Here is a 23,864-nt window from a genome sequence, read left to right as displayed (position 1 = left end):
AGCACTGGACAGGCCCTTGGACGGGCACGGGACGAGCGAGGGGCCGGGAACACCGTGGTGAGCGACGAATACATCAGTTGGCGCAATCATTTCCTGCTGCTCCTCGACCGCATCCCGACGCCCATCGCGGTCTGCCGGCCGGACGGCGAGGTCACGGTCGCGAACCCCGCCATGGCCGCCGAGTGGGGCACCTCCCCGGTCCGCCTGCGCGGGCGGAACCTGCACGAGATGTTCCGGCCGCGGCTGCCGGGCCGGCTCGACCGGCACATCGAGGCGCTGCGGCTCGGCCGCCGGCCCCGCCACCCGATCGAGGTGCGCTGGCTGGCGGGCGCGGGAGGCGTCGAACGGGAGGGGGAGCTGCTCGTGGACCCCGTCGGGGACGGTTTCCCCCCGAGCCCGATGCTGCTGGCGGTGCTGCGGGTGCGGGCGGGCGACGCGATCCCGCGCCAGGCGGAACCGGCCGCCGAGGTGAGCGTGGTGGAGGGGCACATCCTGGCGCTGGCCGCCGCGGGGGCGACGACCGCGGCCATCGGCAAGGCCGTCGGGCTGACCGTCGACGGCGTCAACTACCACCTGACCCGGCTCACCCGCCGCTGGCGCGTGCCCAACCGCACGGCACTGGTGGCCAAGGCCTACGTCCTCGGCGTGCTCTCGACGCGGGAGTGGCCGCCCGCGCCCTCCCCTCAGCGCACCCGCGGCGGCGCGTGCCGCAGCACGCAGTCGCCGCACAGCCCGCCGGGCACCACCCGGTAGTACAGACAGCAGCTGTTGCGCACGAAGGACGGCGCGGAGCCCGGTGCGGCGCCCGCGGCGAGGGTGCCGGTGCCGTGCAGGAGCGGGTCGTCGAACACGGCGCGGGCCAGGTCCAGGGCGCGGGTCGCGTCCTGCGGACGGCCCCGGTCGTGGCACCAGGCGTGCAGCACGCGCAGGGAGCCCACGAGCGACGACGCGGCGTTCCCCCACAGCAGGCGCCCGGAGACGGGGACGACCGCGCGCGTGAGGGCGTGCAGCTCCGTCAGCGGTCCGTGCAGGACGTGCGCGCGGATCACCGCGGCGGGGCCGCCGGCGGCGGCGGGCAGGGCCGCGGGGCCGGGCAGCCACAGGTCGTCCGGCGCCGTACGGGCCGGGTGCCAGCGCAGGCCGTGGCCGAGGTCGGGCACCTCGCCGGCGAGCACGGCCGAGCCCAGGGCGACGGACAGCAGCCGCCCGGCGATGCCCTGGTAGGCGATGGACGCGGCCACGCGCCGGTCCTTGGTGCCCAGGCGCCCGGCGACGGTCTCCACCCGGGCGCGCACGGCCTCCTCACCGAGCGGCAGGTACTCCCGGTACTCCTGATACTCCTCATGCACGCGCTGGTCGGCCGGTCCTGCGAGCGCCGGTCCGGGCGCCCCGGGCGCCGCTTCGGTCCGTAGGGCGAAGAACGGTCCTACGGATGCGGGTCCGGTCAGGCGCATGGGGGAAGCGGTTCCGTTCGGTCGGCTGAAAGCGCCGCCCACCGTACACGGGGCACGGCCAGGAGGGCCACGGTACCGGGGTTCCCCGGGTTCCTCGCGGCCCCTCGGGTGCCGCGGGGTCCACGCGTTCCGCCGGAGGCGGGGATCGCCCCGTCTGGCGCGCGGGGCATCATGACAGCACGTCATGCACTCGCTAGCCTCGGCGCTGACAACGATGTCGGCATCCTACGTGGCGTCACCCGAGGGGCGTGGACGATGAGATGGACCGGACACCTGCGCTCGCGCACCGGCGCGACCGCACTCGCTCTCGCGGCGGTACTGGGCGGGCTCTCGCTCACGGCCCCGCAGCCGGCCGCGCCGGCCGCCCCGGCGGACGGCCTGACCGGCCTGGTCAACACGTTCATCGGCACCCAGAACGAGGGCAACACCTTCCCCGGAGCCGCCGTGCCGTTCGGCATGGTGCAGCTCTCCCCCGACACCGGCCACAGCACGGGCTACGACTACAAGCACGACCACATCCGCGGCTTCAGCACCGTGCACCTGTCCGGCGTGGGCTGCCGCCTCGGCGGTGACCTTCCCGTGCTGCCCACCACGGGCGACGTCACGCGCACCGACAACGCCCGCTACGCCGCCGCCTTCAGCCACCGCGACGAGAGCTCCCGCCCCGGCTACTACCGGGTGGGGCTGTCCTCGTACGGCGGCATCACCGCCGAGCTGACCGCGGGCCGCCGCACCGGCCACCAGCGCTACACCTTCCCGGCCACCGGCAAGGCCAACGTGCTGCTGAACACCGGGCAGTCGCTGCACCGCACCGTCTCCACCACCGTCGAGGTCCTCGACTCCCGCACCGTCCGCTCGCGCATCACCGGCCGCGGCTTCTGCCAGGACACCCGCCCGTACACGGTGTACACGATCACCCGCTTCGACCGGCCCTTCACCGCGTTCGGCACCTGGAACGGCGACCAGGTCTCCGAAGGCACCCGCAGCTCCACCTCCACCGGCCGCAACGGCGCCTGGGTGCGCTTCGACACCACCGGCGACCGCACGGTGGAGGCCACCACCGCCATCAGCTACGTCGACGCCGACGGCGCCGCGGGCAACCTGCGCGCGGAGGACGACGGCTTCGACCGCGCGGCCCGGGCCGCGCGCGAGGCGTGGGAGCGGCGCCTGGACGACGTCCGCGTGCAGGGCGGCCCGGCGGCGCTGCGCCGCACCTTCTACTCCTCGCTGTACCGCGCCTTCCTCGCCCCCACCATCGGCAGCGACGCCGACGGCCGCTACACCGGCTGGGACGGAAGGGCCCACCGCGCCCGCGGCTTCACCTACTACCAGAACTGGTCGCTGTGGGACACCTACCGCACCCAGGCGCAGCTGCTCGCGCTGCTCGCGCCGGACGAGTCGCGGGACATGGCGCTGTCGGTGCTGCAGGTCGAGGCGGACGGCGGCTGGCTGCCCAAGTGGGGCTACGGCACGGTCGAGACGAACATCATGACCGGTGACCCGGTCACCCCCTTCCTCACCAACGCCTACCAGCACGGGCTGCTCAAGGGCCACGAGGAGGAGGCCTACCGGGCTCTGAAGAGGAACGCCGACGGCGTGCCGCCCAAGGACTCCCCGTACGTGGGCCGTGACGGCAACGACCGCTACATCCGCGACGGTTACGTGCCCTGCGTGCCCGGCCGGCCCAAGGAGAAGCCGGGCGACTCCGACGTCCACCAGGGCGGTTCGGCCACGCTGGAGTACGCGCTGGCCGACGGGATGCTCGCGAAGATGGCCCGCTCCCTGGGCCACCACGCCGACGCCGAGCGCTACGCGGCCCGCTCCCGGAACTACCGCAACGTCTACGACCCCGCCACGGGCTTCTTCCGGGCCCGCGGCGCCGACGGCGCGTTCATGGGCCCCGCCGACCCGGCGAAGAGCGTCTGCTTCCACGAGGGCACCGCCTGGCAGTACCAGTGGCTGGTGCCGCAGGACCTGCCGGGGATGATCGACCTGATCGGCGGCAAGGCGGCCGCCAACACCCGCCTCGACTCCTTCTTCGCCTACGACCGGCTGCTGAAGGACCCCGCGCGCACCGCCCGCGAGGTGTGGGTCCACGGCCCGTACGACTACTACAACGCCGACAAGTACAACCCGCAGAACGAGCCCGACCTCATCGCCCCGTACACGTACCTGTCGACCGGCCAACCCTGGAAGACGACGGACGTCGTGCACGCCGCGCTCACCCTCTTCACCGACGCGCCGACCGGGATGACCGGCAACGACGACCTCGGCACCATGTCGGCGTGGATGGTGCTCTCCGCCATCGGCGTCTTCCCCGTCCAGCCGGGCGCGGACGTGTGGGGGCTCAGCACCCCGGTGTTCGACCGGGTGGACCTGGACCTCGGCGGGGAGCGGTTCACCGTGACCGCCCCGGGCACCTCCGAGCGACAGCGCTACGTGCAGTCGGTGCGCTTCGACGGCGACCGGTACGAGCGCACGTACCTGACGTCGCGGCAGATCACCGGGGGCGGGAAGCTGGACTTCACCGTCGGCGCGTCCCCCTCCGGCTGGGGCACCCACCCCCGGGCGGTGGCGCCCGCCATCGGCTGAACCCGGCCCGCCGGCGCGGGGCGGCGCCTTCCGTCACCGCCCCCGCCGGGCCATGATGACCGCGATGATCCGCCGTCAGCGCCGACGAGAGGACATGACATGGCCGGGCTCCGGACGGGACATGGCGTGCTGCGCCGCAAACCGATCGAGACGATCGAGGAGGCGGAGGAGACCGAGGCGCACGGCGAGCACCTGACCCGGACCCTGGGCCTGTGGCAGCTCACGGCGATCGGCGTCGGCGGCATCATCGGCGCGGGCATCTTCAGCCTCGCGGGCACCATCGCCAACGGCGTCGCCGGCCCGGCCGTGCTCGTCTCCTTCCTCATCGCGGGCGTCGCGAGCGCGGCCGCGGCCTTCTCGTACGCCGAGTTCGCGGGCCTGATCCCGCGGGCCGGCTCCGCCTACACCTACGGCTACGCGGTGCTCGGCGAGATCGGCGGCTGGTTCATCGGCTGGGACCTGCTGCTGGAGTACACGGCGATCGTCGCGGTGGTCGCCATCGGCATCTCCGGGTACATCAACTTCCTCCTCGGGGAGATGAACGCCGAGCTGCCCGCCTGGATGCTGGGCGCGCCGGGGACGGGCGCGGGGCACCGGGTCGACCTCTTCGCGGCGGTGCTGTGCCTGCTGATCGCCTGGCTGCTGACCCTGGGCATCAAGAACGCGGCCCGGTTCGAGACCGTGGTCGTCGGCCTGAAGATCCTCGTCGTGCTGCTGGTGGTCGTCGTGGGCTTCTTCCACGTCAAGAGCAGCAACTACACGCCCTTCTTCCCCTTCGGGGTCAGCGGGGCCTTCACCGGCGCGGCCACGGTCTTCTTCGCGGTCTTCGGCTACGACGCGATGTCGACGGCCGCCGAGGAGTCCAAGGACGCCCAGCGCCACATGCCGAAGGCGATCCTGTACTCGCTGGCGGTCTCGATGGTGCTGTACGTGCTGGCCTGCCTGGTGCTGACCGGCATGCAGAACTACAAGGACATCGACAAGGCCAGCGGCTTCTCCACCGCCTTCAAGTCCGTCGGGCTCGGCGGCATCGCGGACGTCATCGCGGTCGGCGCGATCATCGGCATCCTCACCGTCATGTTCACCTTCATGCTCGGCGTGACCCGCGTGTGGTTCGCGATGAGCCGCGACGGGCTGCTGCCGAAGTGGTTCGCCAAGACGCACCCGACCCGGCACGTGCCCACGCGCGTGACCTGGATCGTGGGCGTGGCGTCGGCGGCCATCGCGGGCCTGGTGCCCATCGGGGAGGCCGCGGAGCTCACGAACATCGGCATCCTGCTGGCCTTCGCGGTGGTGTGCACGGCCGTGATCGTGCTGCGCTACAAGCGGCCGGAGCTGCCGCGCTCGTTCCGCTGCCCGTGGGTGCCGGTGGTGCCCGGGATCGGGGTCGCCGCGTCGATCTGGCTGATCACCTACCTGGCGTGGCAGACGTGGCTGCGGTTCGCCGTATGGTTCGCGGTGGGGCTGGTGGTGTACTTCGCGTACTCCTACAAGCACTCGGAGCTCGCCCACGCCGACGCCCGGGGCATCCCGCGGGACTGAGCGCCCGGCTCACTTCAGCAGGCGGGACAGCCTGCGGTCGGCCAGCGGCTTGCCGCCCGTCTGGCACGTGGGGCAGTACTGCAGCGAGGAGTCGCTGAAGGACACCTCGCGGACGGTGTCGCCGCACACGGGGCACGGCTGCCCGGTGCGGCCGTGCACCCGCAGGCCGCTCTTCTTCTCCGCCTTCAGCTCGGCCGCGGCGTGCCCGCGCGCCCGCTCCACCGCCTCCTGCAGCACCGTGCGCAAGGCCCCGTACAAGGCGGCCGTCTCGTCCTCCGTCAGGCTCGCGGCGAGCTTGAACGGGGACATGCGGGCCGCGTGCAGGATCTCGTCCGAGTAGGCGTTGCCGATGCCCGCGACGACGCTCTGGTCACGCAGGACGCCCTTGATCTGCCGCCGCTCGTCGCGCAGCAGGCCCGCGAAGGCGTCGGCGGTGAAGTCCGGGGCGAGGGGGTCGGGGCCGAGCCGGGCGACGCCCGGCACCTCGCCGGCGTCGCGCACGCAGTAGGCCGCGAGCCGCTTCTGCGTGCCCGCCTCGGTGACGTCGAACCCGCTGCCGTCCGTCAGTCGCACGCGCAGCGCGAGCGGCCCCTTGCCGGGGCGCGGGGGTGCCTCCGGCAGGGCCTCCTGCCAGCGCAGCCAGCCGGCGCGGGCCAGGTGGAGGACGAGGTGCGGTCCGTCGGCGCCGGCAGTGGCGAGGTCGAGGAACTTGCCGTACCGGCGCACGCCGCTGACCTCGCGCCCTTCCAGGGCGGTCAGCGGCGGATCATAGGTCTTGAGCACGCTCACGGCCACGGGCAGCACGCGCTCGACCGTACGCCCGACGAGACACCCGCCCAAAAACCCGGCCAGCGCCTCCACCTCCGGCAACTCCGGCATACCCCCAGTCTCCCGCAGCCCCGCGCCCGGGCAAGCGGGGGCACGATGGGGCCGCCCACCAAGGCGCCCGGCCCCGGGCTCGAACGGCCGGTCGACCGGGCCGGGGCCCGGCACCTCCCTCCGCCACGGCGGCGATCAGCCGATACGGCGCGGTCCGGCGGTGCCGGGAACGCCTCGGTCGTCGCCCGGGCAGCAACGGAAGCCGCTGCACAGCAGATCCTCCGCCGCAACGGCGAACAGCCCATACAGCGCACTCCGACGGTACCGGGAACGCCTCGGCCATCACCGGGCAGCAACGGAAACCGCTGCACAGCAGATCCTCCGCCGGGACGGCGATCAGCCCGTACGGCGCACCCCGGCGGTGCCGGGAGCCCCTCGGCCGTCACCCGGCTAGGAACAGAAGCCGCGCACAGCAGACCCCCCGCCGCAACGGCGAGCAGCCCATACGGCGCGGTCCGGCGGTGCCGGGAACGCCTCGGTCGTCGCTCGTGGCAACGGCGATGCGTCGATCGGCGCACCCCCTGCCTGCCGAGGCAGGCACGGCACCGCCGGAATGCGCCGGCGCGGCAGTGCGCCGTCGTGGCGGAGAAAGGCTCCGGCCGGGGCGTCGGTCAGTCGGCGGGGGTGTGCCAGTCGACGCGGTAGGACGTCAGCCAGTCGTCGGCGCCGTCGGGCGGTGCGGGCGTGCGTGGTCGTTCCGGTGGGGTGGCGATGCGGCCCGCCATGGCGGCGCTGAGGGCCACCACGCGCTCCACGCGCTCGCGCCGCAGGCGTTCGTACGCGGCGAAGGCCCGCCGCGGGTCCGGCAGGTCGCGCAGGCAGCGGGCGAGGGTGACGCTGTCCTCGATGGCCATCGAGGCTCCCTGGGCGGCGTTGGGCGCGGTGGCGTGGACGGCGTCGCCGACGAGGACGGCGCGGTCGCCGTGCCAGACGGGGAGGGTGGGGATGTCGTAGGCGTTCACGCCGACGACGGCGTCGCCGGTGGCGGCGACGAGGTCGCTCACGGGGGTGCGGTCGCCGGCGAACGCGTCCAGGACGCGCTGCCGCCAGCCGCCGGGCGTGATCGCGGCCAGCACCGACCGCGGCTGTTCGGGCGCGGGAATGTTGGCGAACCAGTACGTGGTGCCGTCCGGCGCGCTCGTGCAGCCGAAGAAGGCGCGCTGCCCGTAGACCATCCGGTAGGTGCGCTCCGGGACGACGCCGTGCCCGGCCACGCGCGTGCGGCCGCAGACCGTGAGCTGCCCGGTGTGCCGGGGCGGGGGCGCCGCGGGGTCGAGGAGGGTGCGGGTGCGGGAGTGGATGCCGTCGGCGCCGATGAGGACGTCGCCCTCGGCGCGGGTGCCGTCCGCAAAGTGCGCCACGACGCCGCCGGGGCCGGACGTGGCGTCCACGAGCCGCTTGCCGTACGCGACGCGCACGCCCCGGCGGACGGCTTCGTCGCGCAGGGCCCGGTAGAGCGCGGCGCGCTGCAGGGTGCGCGGGCTCAGCCCGTCGTCCCCGGCACCGGTCAGGGGCCGGGCGCCGAGCCGGTCCCCGCCGGGGCCGAGGAACTCGACGGTGTCGGCGGGGAAGGAGCAGGCGAGCACGGGCTCGTCGGCGCCGACGGCGCGCAGTGCCGCCAGGCCGTTGGCGAAGAGGACGAGGAACGCCCCGAGGTGGTCCGCGCCGGTCGGATGGGCTTCGTGGACGGTCGCTTCGATGCCGGCGCGCCGCAGCGCCATCGCGGTGACGGGCCCGGCGATGCCGCCGCCGATGACCAGGGCGTGGGTCATGGTCCGAGCGTAGCCGGGGAGGGGGGCGGTGCGTCCAGAGTGCGTCGGCGCGTGCGCTCCGGGCGCGGGGGTCAGTCGGCGTCGCCCCCGCCCAGGGCCTCCTTCAGGTAGCGCCCCGTCACGCTTGCGGCGGCCCGGGCCACTTCCCGTGGCGTCCCGGCCGCCACCACGCGGCCGCCCTCCGCGCCGCCGCCGGGCCCGAGGTCGAGGACGTGGTCCGCGCCCGCCGCCACCGTCATGTCGTGTTCGACCACGATGACGGTGTTGCCGGCGTCGACCAGGTCGTGCAGCCGGCGCATGAGCAGTTCGGTGTCGGCGGGGTGCAGTCCGGTGGTCGGCTCGTCGAGGACGTAGAGGGTGTGCCCGCGGTGGGTGCGCTGGAGTTCGGTGGCGAGCTTGATGCGCTGGGCCTCGCCGCCGGAGAGCTCGGTGGCGGGCTGCCCGAGGCGCAGGTAGCCCAGGCCGACGTCCTGGAGGGTGCGCAGGCCGCGCCGGGCGGCGGGCACGTCGGTGAGGAAGTCCGCGGCGGCGTCGACGGTCATGCCGAGGACTTCGGCGATGTGGGCGCCGCGGTAGGTGATGTCCAGGGTCTCGGGGTTGTAGCGCGCTCCCCCGCACGCGGCGCAGGGGGCGTACGAGCCGGGCAGGAAGAGCAGTTCGACGGCGATGAAGCCCTCGCCCTGGCAGGTGTCGCAGCGCCCGGCGGTGACGTTGAAGGAGAACCGGCTCGCGGTGTAGCCGCGTTCGCGGGCGCCGTCCGTCGCGGCGAAGACCTTGCGCACGGCGTCGAACAGGCCCGTGTACGTGGCGAGGTTGGAGCGCGGGGTGCGGCCGATGGGCTTCTGGTCGACGCGCACCAGGCGGTCGACGGCGGCCAGGCCCTCGGCCGTGAACCCGCTGCCGTGCCCTTCGGCGGCGCGGCCTTCCAGGTGGGCGGCGACGGTGCCGGCGAGCACCTGCCCGACGAGCGTGGACTTGCCGGAGCCGGAGACGCCCGTGACGGTGGTGAAGACGCCGAGGGGGAACTCGGCGTCGAGCCCGCGCAGATTGTGGCGGGTGACGCCGCGCAGGCGCAGCGCGCCGGTGGGCTCGCGGGGCGTGCGGGGCGCGGGGGCCCCTTCGGGGAAGACGAAGCGGCGGGTCGCGGATTCCGCCACGTCGGCGAGGCCCGCCACGGGTCCGCTGTAGAGGATCCGCCCGCCGTGCTCGCCGGCTCCCGGGCCGACCTCCACGATCCAGTCGGCGCGGCGCACGACGTCCATCTGGTGCTCCACGACGAACAGGGAGTTGCCCGCGGCCTTGAGCCGGTCGAGGACGGTCAGCAGGGCGGCGCTGTCGGCGGGATGCAGGCCCGCGGAGGGCTCGTCCAGCACGTACACGACGCCGAAGAGGCCCGAGCGCAGCTGGGTGGCGAGCCGCAGCCGCTGCAGTTCGCCGGAGGAGAGGGTGGGGGTGGGCCGGTCCGTGGCGAGGTAGCCGAGGCCGAGCTCGGTGAGGACCTCGATGCGGGCGACGAGGTCCTGCGCGAGGGTCGCGGCGACGCCGTCGCCCGCGGCGGCGGGCCGGAGCGTCGCGGCGAGCGCGGACAGCGGCAGGGCGGCGAGCGCGGCGATGTCCTGCCCGGCGAAGGTGACGGCCAGGGCCTCGGGGCGCAGCCTCCTGCCGTGGCAGACCGGGCAGGCGGCGCTGACCAGGTGCCGCTCGGCGCGGGCGCGCAGCGCGGCGCTCTTGGAGTCGGCGACGGTGTGCAGGACGTAGCGGCGGGCGCTCATGTAGGTGCCCTGGTAGGGGCGCTGGATGCGCTCGGCGTCGCGGACGGGGTGGACGGTGACGACCGGCTGCTCGTCGGTGAACAGGATCCAGTCGCGGTCCTTCTGCGGGAGCTCGCGCCAGGGCCGGTCGACGTCGTGCCCGAGCGCGTCGAGGATGTCCCGGAGGTTTTTTCCTTGCCACGCGCCGGGCCAGGCGGCGATGGCGCCCTCCCGGATCGACAGGGAGGGGTCGGGGACGAGCGACTCCTCGGTCACCCGGTGCACGCGGCCGAGGCCGTGGCACTCCGGGCAGGCGCCCGCGGCGGTGTTGGGCGAGAAGGCGTCGGAGTCGAGCCGCTCAGCGCCTTCGGGGTAGTCGCCGGCGCGGGAGAACAGCATGCGCAGGGAGTTCGACAGGGTGGTGACCGTGCCGACGGACGAGCGCGAGGTGGGGGCGGAGCGGCGCTGCTCCAGCGCGACGGCGGGCGGAAGCCCGGTGATCTCCTCGACCTTGGGCGCGCCGACCTGGTGGATCAGCCTGCGGGCGTACGGGGCGACGGACTCGAAGTAGCGCCGCTGGGCCTCGGCGTAGACGGTGCCGAAGGCGAGGCTGCTCTTGCCGGAGCCGGAGACGCCGGCGAAGACCACGAGGGAGTCGCGGGGGATGTCGGCGTCGACGACCTTGAGGTTGTGCTCGCGGGCACCGCGGACGCGGACGTAGGGGTCGTGCATGCGCGCGATTCTATGGGCCGGGTCCGTCCCGGCCCGGTGCCCCGGCCGACGGGGACGCAGCCCGCTCGTGCACCCGCCCCGCCTCCACCACGACGGTCCGCCCCGCCGCGGCGGCCGTCGCCGCGTCATGGGTGATGAGCACCACGCCCGGGCCGCCGGGCTCGCGCGCCAGTGCCGTGAGCAGGCCGAGGATCCCCCGCCGGGTGTCCGCGTCCAGCCCGGACGTGACCTCGTCGCAGATCAGGACCCGGGGCCGGGCCAGCAGGGCCCGGGCCAGGGCCGCCCGCTGGAGCTCGCCGCCGGAGAGTTCGCCGGGGCGCCGCCGGGCGTGGTCCGCGCCGAGACCCGTGCGGCCGAGCAGCTCCCGGGCCTCCTCCTCGGCCTCCGCCCGGCCGAGGCCGCGCAACCGGACGGCCGTACGGGCGACCTGGCCGAGTACGGGGCGGTGTTCGTCGAAGGCGGCGCGCGCGTCCTGGAAGACGTACTGCACCGCCGCCAGCTCGTCCCTGCCGCGCCGGCGCAGGCTGCGCGGCAGGGCGACCCCGTCGAGGGTGACCACGCCGTCGTGGGCGGGGTGCAGCCCGGCGAGGCAGCGGCCCAGGGTGGTCTTGCCGCTGCCGGACGGCCCGACGACCGCGACGCACTCGCCGGGGCGGACCGTGAAGGAGACGTCGCGCAGGACCGCGGGAGCGCCGGGGTGGCGGGCGGTCAGGGAGCGGGCTTCGAGGACGGCAGGCCCGTGCCCGCCGGACGCCCCTGCGCCCACGCTTGCCGCCTCCGCCTCCGTCTCCGTTTCTGTTTCTGTTTCTGTTTCTGTTTCTGTTTCTGTTTCTGTCTCCGACCAGATCTGCCCCGGCGTGCCCCGGTCCACCACCTTTCCGTCGCGCATCACGAGCACCTCGTCCGCGAGGGCGCGGACCACGTCCAGGTCGTGGCTGAGGAGGATCACGGCGACGCCCCGGCGGGCCACGGCCGCCAGCTGTGCGGCCACGCGTTCCTTCGTCCGCGGGTCCTGGCCGGTCGTCGGCTCGTCGGCCACCACGACGCGGGCGCCGAGCAGCAGTGCCTGGGCGAGGACGACGCGCTGCTGCTGCCCGCCCGACAGCTGGTGCGGGTAGCGGGCGAGCACCTCGTCCGGGTCGGGCAGCTGCGCGGCCCGCAAGGCGTCGCGGACGCGCGCGCCTGCCGCCTCGCGCCGGGCTCCGCGGGGCAGTTCGCGCACGTGGCGGCGGGCGATGTCGTACAGGAGGGCGCTCACCTTGCGCGCCGGGTTGAGAGCGGACGCGGGGTGCTGCGGGACGTAGCCGGTGAGCCCCGCCGCCCCGCGCACCTCGCCCGTCACGTACGCGCCCGGCGGGTACTCGCCCAGCAGCGCGAGGCCCGTGGTCGTCTTTCCGCTGCCGGACGCGCCGACGAGGGCGGTGACGCGCCCGGCCCGGGCGGTCAGGCTCACGCCGTCGACGATCGCCCGCCCGCCGGGCACCACCACGCGCAGCCCGCGGACCTCGGCCACGGCGTTCTCCGCACCGTTCACGGTTGCCTTCCTTCCTTGCGCGCGGGCGTCGTGCGCGCCACGTCGAACAGCAGGTTCGTGCCGACGGACAGGGCCACGACCAGCAGGGCGGGTACGACGACGGCCCACGGCTGGACGAACAGGCCGGTGCGGTTGCGGTCCACCATCACGGCCCAGTCGGGAGCGTCGGGCGCGGCGCCCACGCCGAGGAAGGCGGCCGTGGCCACGAGGTAGAGCACCCCGGTCAGCCGGACGCCCGCGTCGGCGGCGAGCGTCCCGGCCGTCGAACGCCCCACGTACCCGACGGCGATCCGCCACCACGACTCGCCCTGCATGCGCAGGGCCTCCACGGCGGGCCGGGACGCCGCCTCGGCGGCCCGCGCCCGCACGATCCGCGCCACGTCGGGGATGGTGACGAGGGCCGCCAGCAGTGCGAGCCCGGCGGGGCCGGGCGGGTGGACCGAGGCCACCAGCAGGACGAGGAGGAGGGAAGGCACGGCCAGCAGGACGTCCAGGGGGCGCAGCAGCACGTCCTCCAGCCAGGCCCGGCGCGTGAGCGCGGCGGCGAGGCCGAGCGGCACGGCCACCGCGTAGGCCAGGGCGGTGGCGGCGAGGGTCACCAGGACGGCGGACCGGCCGCCGAGGAGGACCTGGCGCCACACGTCCCGCCCGGCGAAGTCCATGCCGAGCCAGTGCCCTTCGCCGGGGGTGAACGACGTGCCGCGGGGGCCCGCCTCCCCCGCGCACCACGGGCCGAGGAGGGCCAGGAGCAGCGGCAGCCCGGCGACGGCCGCGCCGAGCACGAAACGGCCGGCTCTCCTGCCGTTGCCGCGGCCACCCGTGTCATCGGTCCTCATGCCGCCACCTCCGCGCGCGGCGCGAAGCGGTGGGCGACCACGTCCGCGGCCAGGTTGAGGACGACGGCGACCAGCCCGAAGACCGCGGCCAGGCCCTGCACCACGGGGACGTCGCGGGCGGCCACCGCGTCCATCAGGACGGTGCCCAGGCCGGGGATCACGAACAGCGCCTCGACGACGATCACCCCGCACAGCAGCCAGTCGACGGTACGGGCCAGCTGCTGGGCCGCGGGGGCGATCGCGTTCGGCAGGGCGTGCGCGTAGCGGACGCGGGCGCCGGACAGGCCGTAGCGGCGGGCCTGCGCCACGTACGGGGATGCCAGCGCCTCGACCATGCCGGCCCGCACCAGCCGGCTGATCGAGCACACCGGGCGTGACAGCAGCACCAGGACGGGCAGGACGAGCGCTTCGGGGTGGGCGAGCAGATCGGTGCCGTAGCCGACCGCGGTCGGGGGCAGCCAGCCCAGGCGCAGGGCGAGCACGGTCACCAGCAGCACGCCGAAGGCGAACTCGGGTACCGCGTACACCGCGAGCGTCACCGAGGACACCAGCCGGTCGACCGGGCCGCCCTCCCGGCGGGCGGCCAGCACGCCGAGGCCCACGCCCGCCGGGACCAGGAGGGCGAGGGTGAGCGCGGCCAGCAGCAGCGTGGGGCCGGACCCCTCGGCCAGCGCCGCCGCCACCGGGCGCCCCGAGGCGAGCGACACCCCCAGGTCGCCGTGGAGCAGGCCCGCGGCCCACTCCCCCAGCCGCTCGTGCGCGGGCCGGTCCAGGTGCAGGGCCTCGCGGATCGCGGCGATGCGCGCCGGGTCGGGATCGTCGCCCGCCAGGGCCACGGCCGCGTCGCCCGGCAGCGCCTCGGTGAGCGCGAAGACCAGCAGGACGACCGCGGCGGTCTGCGCGGCGCCGAGCAGGACCCGGCGGGCGATCCAGCGGCTCACGCCAGCCACACCTTGTCGAAGCGGGCCCAGTCCAGGGTGTTGGCCGGGGCGTCGCGGGCCACGCCGCGCACGCGGCGCGACGTGCCGACGATCCAGTCGGCGAAGCCCCACACCAGGAAGCCGCCCTCGCTGTGCAGGACGCGCTGCATCCGCTCGTAGAGCCCCGCGCGCTCCCGGTCGTCCCTGGTCGACTGCAGGCGCCGGTAGAGCTCGTCGAAGTCCTTGCGGCGCCAGTGCGTGGCGTTGGTGGTGGAGTCGCTGAGCAGCCGCTGGGAGATGTGGGACTCGATGGGCATCGCGCCGGAGCGGTAGCCGGCGAACGTACCGTGGTCGAGGATGTCCTTCCAGTAGCTGTCCTTGTTGCCGACCCGCACCTCGACGGTGACGCCCGCCTTCGCGGCCTGGTCGCGGAAGATGCCGGCGGCCTCCGTGAAGCCCGCGGCGACCGGAGACGTGTCCAGGGTGACCTTCAGGTCCTCGGCCCCGGCCTCCTTCAGCAGGCGGCGGGCCCGGTCGAGGTCCTGGTGGCGCTGCGGCAGGTTCGCGGCGTAGTGGGCGCAGCCCTTGCCGAACAGGTCGTTGCCGGTCTCGCCCGCGCCCGACAGGGCGCCCTTGACGAGCTCGTCGCGGTCGGCGATGAGGAAGAACGCCTCCCGCACGCGCGGATCGTCGAACGGGGCCCGGTCCGTCTTCATCGCGAACCCCTGCATCGCGCTGTTGCGCAGCCGCACGATCTCGACGCGGCCCTTGCCCTCGTGGGCGCGGGCCGTGGCCGGGGCGAGCTCGTGCGCGTAGTCGACCTGGCCGCCGAGCAGGGCGTTCACGCGCGCCGACTCCTCGTTCGCCACGACGAACTCCAGCTCGTCCAGGTGCGGGGCGCCGTCCCAGTAAGCGTCGTTGCGGCGGAGGAGGGCGGACCGGCCCGGCGCGAACGACACGTGGCGGAAGGGGCCCGACCCGATCGGCTCGTCGAAGCGCTCGGTGCCCTTCGGCACGACGTACGCGCCGAACGCGGCCAGCACGTTCGGGAATTCCGCCGTCGGGCGCTTCAGGCGGAACTCGACGGTACGGGGCCCCGTGGCCCGGCTGGCTCCGAGGTCGATCGGTTCCAGGGACGCCCTGGCCCGGAAGGGCTTCTTCGGATCGGCGATCCGGCGGTAACTGTAGAGGACGTCCTCGGCGGTGACGGGCCTGCCGTCGTGGAACACGGCGTCCCTGAGCGTGACCGACCACCGGTCGAGCCCGTCGCTCGCCTCCCACCGCTCGGCCAGGCGGGGCCTTGCGCTCAGGTCGGGCCCGTAGTCGGCGAGCTTGTCGAACAGCGCCTTGGCTCGCGCCGCGTCGGCGAACAGGTTCCCCAGATGCGGATCGAGCGACTCGGCGGCGCCGCCCCCCGCGAACGCGGCCCGCAGCCGGCCGCCCTTGCGGGGGGTGCCGTTGCCGGCGCCGGTGCCGGTGCCTGCGCGGGTGCCGGTGGCGCACCCGGCGAGGCCGATGCCGGCGGCGAGCCCTGCGGTGGCGGCGATGAACCCGCGCCGGCGGAGGCCGGGGTAAGGGTTGTCGTGCATGGGGTTTCCTCCTAGAGGGATGAGAAGGGTCGAAGACCACGGGCCGGGGGGGGTACGGCACTGCGGGGCCGCGCTGCGGGTGACGGATACGAGGCGCCGGGCACCTCGGACAGCCGGGGCGACCGGCCCGGTCCGGCACCGCGGGGTCGCGCTGCGGGTGGCGAATGCGAGGCGCCCGCACCCCGAACCACCCGGGCGACCGGGCCGGTTCGGCACCGCGGCGCCGCGCTGCGGGGTGGCAAATCAAGGCACCCGGCACCTCGAGCGAGCGCCCAGGCAACCGGCCCGGTTCGGCACCGCCGGACCACACCGTCGTGGTTGCCCGCCGCGGCGGCGGACATGAGGTGCCCGGCACCTCGAAGCGCCTGGACGACCGGCCCGGTCCGGCACCGCCGGACCCCACCGGACACTGAGGCGCCCGGCACCTCGAACCGCCCGGGCGACCGGGCCGGTTCGGCACCGCCGGGCTACACCGTCGTGGTTGCCCGCCGCGGCGGCGGGAATGAGGTGCCCGGCACCTCGGACTCCAGGGACGCAGGGGCTGCGAGGGGGCGGGCTCCGGCCCCTGGTTCCGCCGCCGCGGTGAGCAACCACCCTCCGGGAGCCCGGCGGTGCCGAACCGTGGGGGGCCGGTGGCGCCGGCAGGGCTAGGCGCGGCGGGCGATCAAGTGGAGGCGGTCGCCGTCAGCCGTGGTCGAGGGTGGGGCCGCGTCTGCCTCCCAGGGAGGGACGGTCCGGGGGCCCGGGCCGTCGTGGAGAGCAACGGTTTCGAAGCCGTGCGCAGCAAGGACGTGGCGGAGCTCCTGGGGGAACAGCAGGCGCCACGCCGATCGCTGTTCGAGCGGCGGCGAGCCGTCCGTCGTCCAGACGCGGCGCCGCCGCAGCAACTGCGCCGCACGGTCGACGTGCAGCGTCGTCACGTGCGCGTACGTCCGTCCCTGCCAGGTGAACTCCCCGGACGCCGGGGCGTCCAGGAGCTCCGTGCGCCCCAGGAAGAACGCCCCGTTGCGCATCTCGGCGACGAGCAGCCCTCCCGGCCGCAGCGCCCGCCGGCAGGAGGCGAGCAGGCCGTCCAGTTCCTCGTTGGTGTGGCAGTAGAGCAGCGCGCTGTCCAGGCAGACGACCGCGTCGAAGGCGCTTTCGCCGAGGTCGAATCCGCGCAGATCCGCGCGGACGTAGGCGGGGCCGGCGTGCCGGGCCCGCGCGTGGGCGAGCATGGCGTCGGAGAGGTCGGCGCCGGTGACGTCGCGCCCCGCTGCGTGGAGCCACGCCGCGTCCCGCCCCGTGCCGCAGCCGAGGTCGAGGACGCGCGGCCCGGCGCCGTGGGCGGTGAGGGTGGCTTCCGCCCAGCGGGCGGCGAGCCGTCCGGGGTCGGGGAAGCGCGCTTCGTAGAGTTCGGGGTGATCGGTCAGCAGGTTCCGGTGGTTCATTGCTCGCTCCTTCAGACCGTCGCCACCGGGAGCGCCCGGAGCCGGTGCAGCCAGGCCACTCCGCTCGCGGAGGCGAGGCCGAGCGCCGCGCAGCACGCCCAGGGCAGCCACTGCGTCCCGTCGCGCCCGCCGGCGTCCATGGCCCAGCCGACCAGCGCGTTGCCGAGGGCGGCGGCGATGCCGGAGACGGCGTAGAAGATGCCGAAGTAGGTGCCGGTCAGTCCGGGCCGCCGCCCGAAGCCGGGGATCATCTCCATGACGAACGGCTGGGCGACCATGACGCCGAGGTGGAGCAGCAGCGCCCCGCCGAGGACGGGCAGCAGCCCGAGGACGTTCCCTTCGGCGCCTGCCGCCGCCATCGGGGGCAGGAACGAGAGGCCCATCAGGGCGAGCCCGGCCGCGACCCACGCGCCCCGGCTGCCCCTGCCGCCGCGGCCGCCGCGGCTGCCGCGGTCCTTCAGGGCCCGGGTGATGCGTAGTTGCAGGCCCAGGTTGGCGAGGGTTCCGGCGAGGAAGACGAGTCCGGCGACGCCGTCCCAGCCGGTGGCGCGGCGGGCTCCGTCGGGCAGGAGGAGGTAGAGCTGGTTCTCCATGGTGAACATGCCGACCATGGCGAGGGAGAATGCCAGGAAGGCCCGGTTGGCGAGGACTTCGCGCCAGTCGGCGAGCACTCCGCCGCGGCCGGGCGCGGCCGGCCGGGCGGGCAGGACGAGCGCTTGGGCGACGGTGAGCAGGGCGAAGATCGCGGCGGCGGTGAGCGCGGAGGCCCGGAAGCCGACGAGGAGCAGCGCGCTGCCGAGCAGCGGGCCGATGAGCGCGCCGGTGGTCGCGAAGACGTTGAACAGCGCGAAGGCCTCCGCCTTCCGCTCCCCCGCCTCCTCGGCGAGGTACGCCCGCACGGCGGGGTTGAAGAGTGCGCCCGCGAGGCCGCTGAGCGCGGACGCGGCGAGCAGGACGGCGAGGCCGTCGCCGAGGGCGAACAGGGCGAAGCCCGCGGTCCGCAGCGCGCACCCGGTGATGATCACGCCGCGCGCGCCGAGCCGGTCGGCGGCCGAGCCGCCGATGAGGAAGAGGCCCTGCTGGCTGAGGTTGCGGACGCCGAGGACGATGCCGACGACGGCGGCGGACATGCCGAGATCCTGGCCGAGGTGGGTGGCGAGGTAGGGGACGAGCAGGTAGAAGCCGGTGTTGACGCCGAGCTGGTTGACGAGCAGGAGGCGGATGGCGAGCGGGAACCCGCGTATCTCGTGCCAGGTCTTCACGGTGCGGGGTCTCCTTGTGCGCGTGGTGCGGTGGCGCGGACGCCGAGGCCGGGGGCGGCCGGGGCGCGTACGGTGCCGTCCTCGCCGCCGATGCCGGTCCACGGGTCGTGGGCGAGCAGCAGATGGCCGTCGAGGTCGGTCCAGCGGGCCCGGTCGGCGAGGTGGACGGCGGGGGCGATGCCGAGCGAACTGGCGGTCAGGCAGCCGAGCATGAGGCCGGTGCCGCTGCCGGCCAGGGCGTCGGCGATCCGCAGGGCGGCGTGGACGCCGCCGCACTTGGCGAGCTTGACGTTGACGCCCTGGACACGGCCGGCGAGGCGGCGCGCGTCGTCGAGGCCCGCCGCGTCCTCGTCGGCGATGACGGGCAGGGGTGACGTCTCGGCGAGCCGGGCGAGGCCTTCGGGGTCACCGGGGAGGGTGGGCTGTTCGACGGCTTCGACGCCGAGCTCGGCGAAGCGCGGCAGCAGTTTCCGGGCGCGGGCGGGGGTCCAGGCGCCGTTGGGGTCGAGGAGCAGCCGGGCGTGCGGGGCGGCTTGCCGTACGGCGCGTACGCGCTCGATGTCGTCGGCGGGGTCGGGCGATCCGCCCTTGACCTTGAGGACGGTGAATCCGGCGTCGGCGAGGCAGCGGGCGGTGAGGGCGGCCCGTACGGGGGAGGTGATGCCGATGGTGCGGGCGGTGTCGGCGGCGGGTGCGGCCGTGCCGCCGCCGCTGCCACCGCCCTCCAGGAGCCGGTGCACGGGCAGGCCGGCGCGCTTGCCCACGAGGTCGAGCAGGGCGGCCTCGACGGCGGCGGTCACGGCGGGCGGGGTGTCGCGGGGCAGCAGCGCCTCTTCCCGTACGGCTTCCAGCGCGCTCTCCGGCGTCGCGAACCTGCCGAGGCCGACGGCGGCGTGGCACATCAGCCGGCGGATGGCGCCGGCGTCCAGCCCGTAGTAGGCGCTGGCCACGGCTTCGCCGAAGCCGCGGACTCCGCCGTGCTCGACGGACAGCCAGACGGCGTCGCGGGCGTCCATGACGCCCCGGGAGATCCGCAGGGGTTCGGCGAGCCGGAGCCGGGCGGTGCGCAGGGTGGTACGCAGGGTCGTCTTCACGGGTTGCCTCCGGTGGTGCGACGGTGAGAACGGGCGGCCGTCCGGCTCCGCGCCGGGCGGCCGCCGGAAACGTCATGGCGGTTCGCGGCAGCAGCCGGTGCCGTGCCGGCAGCGGCGGTTCCTCCGGCGCCGGGCACGACGTCGCAACCGGGCCGCCCCGCGCCCGCGCCGCGGTGAGCAATCGCCCCACCGCCGGGCCGTGCCAGGGGCGTTGCCCCGTCACCGCCGTCCGGGGCTACCCCGGCTCCCGGCCCGTCGACGGCTGACGAGCCGCCAACACCGTTACTGCCGAAGGGGATTGGATCACCGCTACCGACGCCGGCCCCGCCGGGCCCGGCACCGCGGGCCTCGCACTCTCGGGCTTCCGCCTCGCCGGTGCCGGGGACACCGGCGCCGGATGGACGCCCCGGGGGCCTCCCCCCGGCACCACCGGCGACGGACTCCCGGGCTTCCACCTCGCCGACCCCCGGCACACCAGCGCCAGATGGACGCCCCGGAAACCTCCCCCCGGCACCACCGGCGACGGACTCCCGGGCTTCCACCTCGCCGACCCCCGGCACACCAGCGCCAGATGGACGCTCCGCTTCCGCCTCGCCGGTGTCAGGCGCGGCGGCGGCCGGGTGCCCCGAGGGGCCGCCCCGAGTACGGTCGCCGCCCCCGCTCTCCGCCCTCTCGACGGTCCGTTCGCCCGGCCCCGCCGCGCCGGCTTCACCGGTGGTCCCGGCGGCCGGAGCCGCGGCGGGTTCGCCGGGGCGGGCGGCCGCGGACGGGGCCGCGCGGCCGCCGGGCGCGTGCCCGGTGCCGGCACCGTCCCGCCCGGGGCCCAGCGGGTCCACCACCGTCGTGCAGCGGGTCCAGCCCGTCGCTTCCGCGGCGCGCGGGTGGGGGATTTCCAGGGGGCGGCGCGCGGCCGCGGTGAGGTCGAGGCCGTGGGACGCGGTGAAGTCGTCGTCGTAGAGGGTGCCGAGGTAGCGGTGGGGGCCGTCGGGGAAGACGGTGGCGACGACGGCACCGGGGTGGACGCGGGCGGCCCAGGCCGAGACGAGGGCGACCGCGCCCGTGGACCAGCCGCCGCTGACGAACGCCTCGCGGGCCAGCCGCCGGCAGGCGTCCGCGGCCTCGGCGGGACCGACCCAGTGGACCTCGTCGAAGGCGTCGTAGGCGACGTTGCGCGGGTGGATGCTGCTGCCGAGGCCGCGCATGAGGCGGGGCCGGGCGGGCTGGCCGAAGATGGCCGAGCCGGTCGCGTCGACGCCGACGACCCGCAGTCCGGGGAAGCGGCGGCGCAGGGGCCCGGCGATGCCGGCGCTGTGCCCGCCGGTGCCGACGCTGCACACGAGGATGTCCAGGTGGTCCAGGCCGGAGGCCAGTTCGGCGGCGAGGGAGGCGTATCCGGCCACGTTGTCGGGGTTGTTGTACTGGTCGGGCCAGTACGCGCCGGGGTGCGCGGCGAGGAGCTGCCGCAGCCTGGTCAGGCGGGCGGCCTGCCAGCCGCCCTCGGCGGCGGGGCGGTCGACGATGTCGAGCCGGGCGCCGTGGGCGCGCAGGAGCCGTCGCATGGAGGGTTCGAGTTCGGCGTCGCCGACGAGGACGACGGGGTGGCCGAGGGCCTGGCCCGCGAAGGCGAGGCCGATGCCGAGCGTGCCGGAGGTGGACTCGACGACGGGCGCGCCGGGCAGGAGTTCGCCGCGTTCCTCGGCGGCCGTGAGCATGGAGACGGCGGCGCGGGCCTTCATGCCGCCGGCGCCGAGCCCTTCGAGCTTGGCCCAGAACCCGGGGTGCGGGCCGGGCAGGGCGGCGTCGATGCGGGCGAGCGGGGTGCGGCCGAGGAGGGCGAGGAGCCCGCGGTTGGCACGGGGCGCGGCCTGCGGGGCGGCGTCTCGCAGGGCAGCGGCTTGCAGGGCGGCGCCTTGCAGGAGGGGGCTCATCGCGGGCCTCCGCAGCGGTGAGGGGCGGCCGGGCCGCCGGGGTCCTGGAATCCGTCCGGGCCGCCGGAGCCGTGGGGACCGACCGGGCCGCCCGAACCCTCGACGGCAACCGGGCTGCCGGTGCCCCGGAGGCCGGCCGGCCCGCCGGCGCCCTCCAGCCCGGCCCGGCCGCCGTAGCGGTGGACGACGCCGGGGCCGCCGTCGAGCCAGAAGAAGGGGTACGGCTCGGCGCACACCGCGCTCACCCCGGCGCCGATCAGCCGCGGCAGGATCGCGCTTCCGGTCTGTGCGAAGGCCACGAGCTGCTTGCCGTGGCGCCGGGCGTGCTCGCGCAGGGGCTCGAAGGTGCCGTTGCCGAGGGTCATCCCGGAGACGAGCAGGGCATCGCAGTCGCCGAGCTCCGCGTGTGCGTCGGGGCGCACGGGCTCGTCCCATTCGGTGAGGCCGCCCTTGAGGTCGCAGGGCACGTACGCCAGGCCGCGCTCGCGCAGCGCCTCCAGCAGGGAGTTGACGACGCCGACGACGAGGACGCGCTGCCCGGGGCGGGCGTCGAGCAGGCTGACGACGGCGCGCGCCCGGGCGCGGGACTTGCGCAGCGAGTCGCCCGCGGGCAGGGCCCAGGGCCGGGCGCCGTGGGCGGGGGTGTGCGGGGTGGTGTGCATCAGGTAGGCGTCCAGGGCCGCCACCCGTACGGCGCGCAGGGGGTGGTCGAGGAGCGTGGCGACGTCGGTGCCGGCGCACTCCTCGACCGCGTGGGCGGGCAGGGTGCCGGGTTCGACGGCGCAGGAGCCGACGGCCGCGCCGACGCGCAGGCTGAGCACCTCGTTGCGGTATCCGCCGCGGCGGCCCTCGTGGCGTACGGCTTGGGCAGTGGTGAAGGCGACGGCTGCGCGGACGGTGCGGGGGTCGGGCCCGTACGCGCCCGCCAGGACGCGCTGTTCGAGGTCGGGGCAGGAGAGGGCCAGGGGCGGGGCGAGGACGTTCACGGCGCCGCCACCACCTTGGGGGCGAGGCCGGCCAGGAGGTCCTCGGCGCGGCGTCGTGCGCCGTGGCCGGCGGGGTCGGCGGCCATGACGTGCCCGAGGTAGTCGTTGTTGCTGCCGCTCGCCCTGACGGCGGTGCCGGGCCCGGCGAAGGAGGCTTCGAGCACGCCGGGCGATGCGGCGAGGCCGTCCGCCCCGTCGATGTGCTGCAGCGTGCCGGCGGTCTCCGGGACGAGGAAGGCGACGGCCGCGCTGCGGATGCCCGTCGTACGGGTGGTCAGGTCGGGCTCGCACCCGAGGGCGACGTCCACGCAGGCGGCGGCGAGGTCGATGCCGGTGACGTGCCGGACGAGTTCGGTGATGCGGTTGCCCGCGGGGCGGGGGTTGACCTCGATGACGCGGGGCCCGTCCGGGGTGAGCTTGATCTCGGTGTGGGCGACGACGTCGTCGAGGCCGAGGGCGTCGAGGGCGCGCAGCGCGGTGGCGGCGGCCTCCTCGGCCTGCGCCCGCTCCAGCGCGGCGGGGAACATGTGGCCCGTCTCGACGAACGCCGGTGCGCCGCCGACGCTCTTGTCGGTGACGCCGACGACGTGCGCCGTACCGCCGAAGGACACGGTCTCGACGCTGACTTCGGGCCCGTCGAGCAGCTCTTCGAGGAGGACGACGGGGGCGCGGAGCTGACCGCGCGCGTTCACGGGGAAGTCCGCGAGGGCGCGGTGGGCGGCGGCCAGGCCGGCCTCGTCGTCGACCCTGCGCACGTACATGCCGGCGCACAGGTCGACGGGCTTGAGGACGAGCGGGTAGCCGAGGTCGCGGGCCGCTTCGGCGGTGGCGGTCCAGTCGGGGCAGACGGCGAAGCGCGGGCCGGGCAGCCCGGCGCGGTCGAGGGCGCGGCGGGTGGCGTCCTTGCGGCAGGCGTCGGTGACGGCCCGCACGGGCGGGCCGGGCAGGCCGAGGCGGCGGGCGATGCGGGCCGTGGTGGGGAGGTAGTAGTCGCAGGAGGTCACGACGCCGTCGAAGCGCAGGGCGGCGTGCAGCTGCTCGACGTGCGGGAGCAGCGTGGCGGGGTCGTTGGTGTCGGCCTGGACGACGTTGCGGGCGGAGAGCAGCGGGTGGGCGGTGCCCTCGGGCGCGGAGCGCAGGTAGTGGTGGAGGTCGCGGGTGAGGAAGGTGAATTCGTGGCCGGCTTCGCGGATCGCCCGTGGCAGCAGTCTGCTCATCGATCCGACCCAGCTCTCGACCATCAGCAGGTGTCCCACAACTCTCCCTCGTACGTGGTGCGTCGGCGGTCCCCGGCGGGGGCCGGGGGATGTGCCCGGCAGGCGGCCGGGGGTGGACCCGGCGGGGGTCCGGCGGCGTGTCCGGGCATGCCGGGGGAAGCCCTCGGGGCCGCCCGGCCCGTCTTGACCCCGCACACGTTATCGATAATGGTTGTCATTGTCATCTGCTGAACCGTCAGTCACAGCGCACTCCGTACGCCCCCCGATTGCGAGATCCATGCGCCGCCCTGTCCGCTCCGCCCGCAACGTCGTCCAGGCCGACACCAACGACCCCGCCACGCTGCTC

General features: G+C 75.4%; 16 protein-coding genes and 1 pseudogene. 3 read left to right on the top strand and 14 right to left on the bottom strand.

From position 1 onward, the window contains the following. The first annotated feature begins 57 nt into the window (after nt 1-57). A complete protein-coding gene (locus ACSNOG_RS18975) occupies nt 58-753 on the top strand; it encodes a PAS domain-containing protein (RefSeq protein WP_436753841.1) in 696 nt (231 codons plus the stop codon). Here the strand turns inward: ACSNOG_RS18975 and ACSNOG_RS18970 are convergent. Continuing rightward, entirely contained in the window at nt 684-1,349 is a 666-nt protein-coding gene (locus ACSNOG_RS18970; protein WP_436753840.1) for a (2Fe-2S)-binding protein, read from the bottom strand. The two genes, ACSNOG_RS18975 and ACSNOG_RS18970, sit on opposite strands and share 70 nt — an antisense overlap. Before the next feature lie 360 nt (nt 1,350-1,709). Between ACSNOG_RS18970 and ACSNOG_RS18965 the strand changes: the two genes are divergently transcribed. Then, nucleotides 1,710-4,046: a GH92 family glycosyl hydrolase gene (locus ACSNOG_RS18965; RefSeq protein WP_436753839.1), complete on the top strand. Its 2,337-nt coding sequence runs from the start codon at nt 1,710-1,712 to the stop codon at nt 4,044-4,046. A 99-nt stretch (nt 4,047-4,145) separates the two neighbouring features. Continuing rightward, on the top strand, nt 4,146-5,588 hold the full coding sequence (locus tag ACSNOG_RS18960) for an amino acid permease (protein WP_436753838.1): 1,443 nt from the start codon (nt 4,146-4,148) through the stop codon (nt 5,586-5,588). Nucleotides 5,589-5,597: 9 nt separating this feature from the next. Here ACSNOG_RS18960 and ACSNOG_RS18955 read toward each other — a convergent pair whose 3' ends face one another. The 13 genes and pseudogenes from ACSNOG_RS18955 to ACSNOG_RS18895 all read right to left on the bottom strand — a co-directional run bounded on the left by ACSNOG_RS18955 (nt 5,598) and on the right by ACSNOG_RS18895 (nt 23,557). Next, nucleotides 5,598-6,467, bottom strand: coding sequence for an Fpg/Nei family DNA glycosylase (locus ACSNOG_RS18955; protein WP_436753837.1), 870 nt, complete (start codon nt 6,465-6,467; stop codon nt 5,598-5,600). A 611-nt stretch (nt 6,468-7,078) separates the two neighbouring features. Beyond that, entirely contained in the window at nt 7,079-8,239 is a 1,161-nt protein-coding gene (locus ACSNOG_RS18950; protein ID WP_436753836.1) for an FAD-dependent monooxygenase, read from the bottom strand. Nucleotides 8,240-8,310: 71 nt separating this feature from the next. Beyond that, the gene (locus ACSNOG_RS18945) at nt 8,311-10,722 is read right to left on the bottom strand and encodes an ABC transporter (protein WP_436753835.1); all 2,412 of its coding nucleotides are present in this window, start codon (nt 10,720-10,722) and stop codon (nt 8,311-8,313) included. 10 nt (nt 10,723-10,732) lie between these two features. Continuing rightward, nucleotides 10,733-12,256 (bottom strand): ABC transporter ATP-binding protein, encoded by a 1,524-nt coding sequence (locus tag ACSNOG_RS18940; protein WP_436753834.1) that lies wholly within the window; start codon nt 12,254-12,256, stop codon nt 10,733-10,735. Next, nucleotides 12,253-13,092, bottom strand: coding sequence for an ABC transporter permease subunit (locus ACSNOG_RS18935; RefSeq protein WP_436753833.1), 840 nt, complete (start codon nt 13,090-13,092; stop codon nt 12,253-12,255). The genes ACSNOG_RS18940 and ACSNOG_RS18935 overlap by 4 nt, the downstream gene beginning before the upstream one ends. Further along, on the bottom strand, nt 13,089-14,033 hold the full coding sequence (locus tag ACSNOG_RS18930; protein ID WP_436753832.1) for an ABC transporter permease: 945 nt from the start codon (nt 14,031-14,033) through the stop codon (nt 13,089-13,091). The genes ACSNOG_RS18935 and ACSNOG_RS18930 overlap by 4 nt, the downstream gene beginning before the upstream one ends. Continuing rightward, entirely contained in the window at nt 14,030-15,601 is a 1,572-nt protein-coding gene (locus ACSNOG_RS18925) for an ABC transporter substrate-binding protein (RefSeq protein WP_436753831.1), read from the bottom strand. The genes ACSNOG_RS18930 and ACSNOG_RS18925 overlap by 4 nt, the downstream gene beginning before the upstream one ends. 647 nt (nt 15,602-16,248) lie before the next feature. After that, entirely contained in the window at nt 16,249-17,031 is a 783-nt protein-coding gene (locus ACSNOG_RS18920) for a class I SAM-dependent DNA methyltransferase (RefSeq protein ID WP_436753830.1), read from the bottom strand. A gap of 11 nt (nt 17,032-17,042) precedes the next feature. Beyond that, nucleotides 17,043-18,293: an MFS transporter gene (locus tag ACSNOG_RS18915; RefSeq protein WP_436753829.1), complete on the bottom strand. Its 1,251-nt coding sequence runs from the start codon at nt 18,291-18,293 to the stop codon at nt 17,043-17,045. After that, the gene (locus ACSNOG_RS18910; RefSeq protein WP_436753847.1) at nt 18,290-19,375 is read right to left on the bottom strand and encodes a dipeptide epimerase; all 1,086 of its coding nucleotides are present in this window, start codon (nt 19,373-19,375) and stop codon (nt 18,290-18,292) included. Before ACSNOG_RS18910 ends, ACSNOG_RS18915 begins: the two co-directional genes overlap by 4 nt. Nucleotides 19,376-20,202: 827 nt before the next feature. Next, nucleotides 20,203-21,315, bottom strand: a pseudogene (locus tag ACSNOG_RS18905) (PLP-dependent cysteine synthase family protein); the annotation flags it as partial. Then, nucleotides 21,312-22,301 (bottom strand): Rossmann-like domain-containing protein, encoded by a 990-nt coding sequence (locus ACSNOG_RS18900; protein ID WP_436753828.1) that lies wholly within the window; start codon nt 22,299-22,301, stop codon nt 21,312-21,314. The pseudogene ACSNOG_RS18905 and the gene ACSNOG_RS18900, both read right to left, overlap by 4 nt. Then, nucleotides 22,298-23,557 (bottom strand): ATP-grasp domain-containing protein, encoded by a 1,260-nt coding sequence (locus tag ACSNOG_RS18895; protein ID WP_436753827.1) that lies wholly within the window; start codon nt 23,555-23,557, stop codon nt 22,298-22,300. The genes ACSNOG_RS18900 and ACSNOG_RS18895 overlap by 4 nt, the downstream gene beginning before the upstream one ends. Between the last annotated feature and the right edge of the window lie 307 nt (nt 23,558-23,864).

This window comes from Streptomyces sp. URMC 124, from assembly GCF_051386455.1.
Taxonomy (GTDB): domain Bacteria; phylum Actinomycetota; class Actinomycetes; order Streptomycetales; family Streptomycetaceae; genus Streptomyces.
This window is presented reverse-complemented; position numbering and strand designations above follow the sequence as displayed.

Bases quoted from the DNA above. Each gene is read 5' to 3' on its own strand.
- ACSNOG_RS18965 (WP_436753839.1), top strand. From the start codon at position 1,710: ATGAGATGGACCGGACACCTGCGCTCGCGCACCGGCGCGACCGCACTC.
- ACSNOG_RS18925 (WP_436753831.1), bottom strand. From the start codon at position 15,601: ATGCACGACAACCCTTACCCCGGCCTCCGCCGGCGCGGGTTCATCGCC.
- ACSNOG_RS18950 (WP_436753836.1), bottom strand. From the start codon at position 8,239: ATGACCCACGCCCTGGTCATCGGCGGCGGCATCGCCGGGCCCGTCACC.
- ACSNOG_RS18960 (WP_436753838.1), top strand. From the start codon at position 4,146: ATGGCCGGGCTCCGGACGGGACATGGCGTGCTGCGCCGCAAACCGATC.
- ACSNOG_RS18955 (WP_436753837.1), bottom strand. From the start codon at position 6,467: ATGCCGGAGTTGCCGGAGGTGGAGGCGCTGGCCGGGTTTTTGGGCGGG.
- ACSNOG_RS18935 (WP_436753833.1), bottom strand. From the start codon at position 13,092: ATGAGGACCGATGACACGGGTGGCCGCGGCAACGGCAGGAGAGCCGGC.
- ACSNOG_RS18920 (WP_436753830.1), bottom strand. From the start codon at position 17,031: ATGAACCACCGGAACCTGCTGACCGATCACCCCGAACTCTACGAAGCG.
- ACSNOG_RS18945 (WP_436753835.1), bottom strand. From the start codon at position 10,722: ATGCACGACCCCTACGTCCGCGTCCGCGGTGCCCGCGAGCACAACCTC.